General features: G+C 73.2%; 2 protein-coding genes and 1 pseudogene. All 3 read right to left on the bottom strand.

The window, feature by feature from the left end:
* Window positions 1-1084, bottom strand: a pseudogene (locus tag AC5LSR_RS15840) (hypothetical protein); the annotation flags it as partial.
* Between the two features lie 595 nt (window positions 1085-1679).
* On the bottom strand, window positions 1680-3329 hold the full coding sequence (gene pruA, locus AC5LSR_RS15845) for an L-glutamate gamma-semialdehyde dehydrogenase (RefSeq protein WP_493465265.1): 1650 nt from the start codon (window positions 3327-3329) through the stop codon (window positions 1680-1682).
* 252 nt (window positions 3330-3581) lie between these two features.
* Window positions 3582-3684, bottom strand: a 103-nt coding sequence (locus tag AC5LSR_RS15850) for a DUF6912 family protein (protein WP_493468629.1), incomplete at its 5' end; no start/stop codon positions are given.

Here is a 3684-nt window from a genome sequence, read left to right on the forward strand (position 1 = left end):
CAGCCGGCTCGAGGGCAGCCGGCTCGAGGGTGGCCGGCTCGAGGGTGGCCGGCTCGAGGGTGGCCGGAACATCCGGCCGGGTGGCAGCCCCGCGGGCGGATTCGATGGGGTGGCCGGGATCCGGGAGATCCAGTTCGACGCGGGCGGTGCGTGTGTGCTCGGACACGGCCGAGGCCTGTTCGCCGCCACTCATCTGGGCGAGCAGCCGGACCTTCTCGGCGGCCCACTCGGCCTGGTGGCGATCAAGCCTCGTCGTCAGGGTCGCGACCTGGCGCTGGGCCTCCTCGGCCTCGGTACGCGCCATCGCCAGCCGGGAGGAGAACTTCGCGGAGCGCTCCTCGGCCTCGGCGAGCTGCCTGCGCAGCCGCACGGCCTCGGCCGCGAGCGCCTGGACGTTCTCGGCGTCCGACGGCACCGCGTCGTCGGGCTCGCCCGGCTCCTCGGCCCGGGCGAGGGCCTCCTCGAGCATCCACACCCGGTGACCGGCGACAGCGGCCTGCCCCTCGGCGGCGGTGACCCGCTGTTCGGACTCGGCCGCCTGCCGCTCGGCGGTGGCCAGCCGGGCCGTGAGCGCCGCCTTCTCCAGCAGCCACTCGTCCCGCTGATGATCGTCCCTCCGATGATCGTCCTGCTGGCGATCGTCCCACTGGTGATCATTCGGCTGGTGGTCGTCCCGCTGGCCCGATGACCGCGTGCCCGCACGCGCGGGCGGAACGGAACCGGTCCCGGCGCCGACAGCCGATGGTCCGGCCCCGGCGGTGTCCGGGCCGCCGTCGCCCGGGCCGCCGTCGCCCGGATCGTCGTCCCGTACGCGGGACGCGGGACGGAGGGCGTCACCGCCGGCCGCCGGCGGACCGGACGGGCCGGCGGGCCGCGCGTCGGGCGTGCCTGCCGGAGCGGGCCTGCCTGCCGGCGGCGTCACAACGGGCAGCGGCCCGGTGCCGGGGGCGGGCAGGGCGGTGGCACGCCGTATCTCCTCGACCCGGCGATGTACGGGGCCGAGGAGGAACACCCAGGTCAGCAGTGCACCAACAGCCAGCGCCGCCGCCATGAGCACCAGAATCTGGCCGGCGAGGTAGAGCACGGGTGATCAGCCTCCTTCCCGCGGTGCGCGCCGCGGGGATCCGCACCGGTACGGGTGGCAGCCTCCGGCATCATCCTGGGTTCCCATCATGGCCACGAAAGTCCTCCGTGGGTGCGCCGGGCGCACCCTGAATCCATCACAAAAGTATCGCGAAGCGCGGTCGCGATCTTTCCGGGTGGCGGCAAACCAATAGGCGCATGGCGGCTGTCCACGCGCCCGGTCACGCCGGGTACGCTCGCCGACGGCCCCGGCCGGAACATCCCCCGGGACGGTCCGGTATCGAACCATTCCACAGCCGTGTTCCGAACGTCCAGTTCCAACCGGACGACCAACGGGCGACGGTGTGGTCCGAGTGTCCGCCATGGCCGGAACAGCCATGTCAACTGCCAAACAGTCCTGTCAACTGCCAAACAGCACTGTCGGTCGTAAAACAGCACGATGCCACCGGATGCGGGCCGCAAGCGGATAGCATGGCGTCCAGGTCGGCACGCCGCCTCGGGCCCCGCGGCGCGTCGGCCCGGGGCAGCGGTCCCGGCGAGAGGTTCTGGCGCGGAGGTCCTGGTAGGAGGCCCTGGCAAGGGCCCTGGTGAGGAGCTCAGCCCATGTGCGGGTAGGCGACCTGTCGCGGTGGGTCGAACGTCTCCTTCAGTGCCCGCGGGGAGACCCATCGCAGCAGATTCAGCGCGGAGCCGGCCTTGTCATTGGTGCCGCTCGCCCGCGATCCGCCGAACGGCTGCTGGCCCACCACCGCGCCGGTCGGTTTGTCGTTGATGTAGAAGTTTCCGGCGCTGTACCGTAGCGCCTCGGTAGCGGTGGCGAGCGCGCGGCGATCCCGGCCGAAAACCGCGCCGGTCAGCCCGTAGGGCGAGAAGTCCGTGACATCCCGCAATGCTGTGGTAAAAGCGTCCGAACCGGGCCGTCCCGGAGCATCGTCGTAGATATGCACGGCGAGTACCGGCCCGAAGTACTCGGACGTGAACACCTCGTGTGCGGGATCGGCGCACACGACGACCGTCGGTTCCACGAAGAATCCGGTCCGGTCGTCGGCGCCGCCACCGACGAGCACCGACACGTCCGGGTCCGCGCGCAGCCGCGCGAGCAGGGCCGACAGCCGGTCGAAGGCCCGCCGGTCGATCACCGCCCCGCCGAAGAGGCTCAGGTCGGACACGTCACCGTAGGTCAGCGCCGCGGTCTGCGTGACCAGCTGGTCACGAAGACCCGACCGCCACAGCGAGGCGGGCAGGTAGGCGCGGGACGCCGCCGAGCACTTCTGCCCCTGGTACTCGAAGGCACCCCGGACCAGCGCGACGACGAGCGCGTCCGGGCCGGCGCTGGGGTGGGCGACGACGAAGTTCTTCCCGCCGGTCTCGCCGACCAGCCGCGGGTAGTCCCGGTAGCCGTCGATCCCCTCGGCCACCGTCCGCCACATCGTCCGGAAAGTCGCCGTCGACCCGGTGAAGTGCACCCCGGCGAGCTCCCGGTGCCGCAGCGCCACCGCCGAGACGGCCGCGCCGTCCCCGGTGACCATGTTGATCACCCCTGGTGGGAGGCCCGCCGCCGCCAGCAGCGACATGGTGTGCTGGGCGGCGAGCTGCTGGGTGGGGCCCGGCTTCCAGACCACCGTGTTGCCCATGATCGCCGGAGCGGTCGGCAGGTTCGCCGCGATCGAGGTGAAGTTGAACGGCGTCACCGCGAGGACGAACCCCTCCAGGGGACGGTAGTCCATGCGGTTCCACGTGCCGGGCGCCGAGAGCGGCTGCCCGGCGACGATCCCACGGGCGGCGGCGACGTTGAAACGCCAGAAGTCGATCAGCTCGCAGGCCGCGTCGATCTCCGCCTGGTAGCAGCTCTTGCTCTGCCCGAGCATGGTCGCGGCGTTGAGGGTGTCCCGCCAGCGCCCGGCCAGCAGGTCGGCCGCCCGCAGGAACACCGCGGCCCGGTCGTCCTGGGACAGCGCCCGCCAGCCGGGCGCCGCGGCCAGCGCCGCGTCCACCGCGGCGGCGACGTCGCCGGGCGCCGCCGCCCGGCCCGCGCCCAGCACCAGCTCGTGCCGGTGCGGGGCGACCACCTCGAACGGCTCGCCGGCGCCCGGGCGCTCCCTCCCGGCGATCACCAGCGGCAGTTCGGCGCGCTCCCCCGCCAGCCGCTCCAGCGCCGCCCGCAGGCTGGCGCGCTGCGGGCTGCCCGGGGCATAGGCGCGGACCGGCTCGTTGACCGGTTCCGGGACGACAGCGACGGCATCCATCCCAACCCACCCTCCGAAGCGCTGGAAACCGAGCATTGGAAACACCGCGCCGGGACGCTCGAGGGGCGGGCCGGCCAGCCCGCGGCGCCCCTCCTGGAACGCTCCCAGACCAGGCGGCCCGCGGCCGTCCGCGACGCGCAGGAATATGTTCGCGCCTCGGGCGGCCGCCGTCCGCTGTTGTCCGCGCTCTGTCAGGTCCCGGTTCGGGTGCCGGGCCGGGCGCCGGGCCTGTGCCCGGGCCGCCCACAGGCGTCAGACGAGGTCCGCCAGCTCCTGGGTGGCGTACCAGAGCAGTTCGTAGCCGTCGGCGGTGTCCACCACGAACGCCGCGTCATCGCTGCCGAGGTCGGCCGCC

This window comes from Protofrankia sp. CiP1_Cm_nod4 (assembly GCF_982290645.1).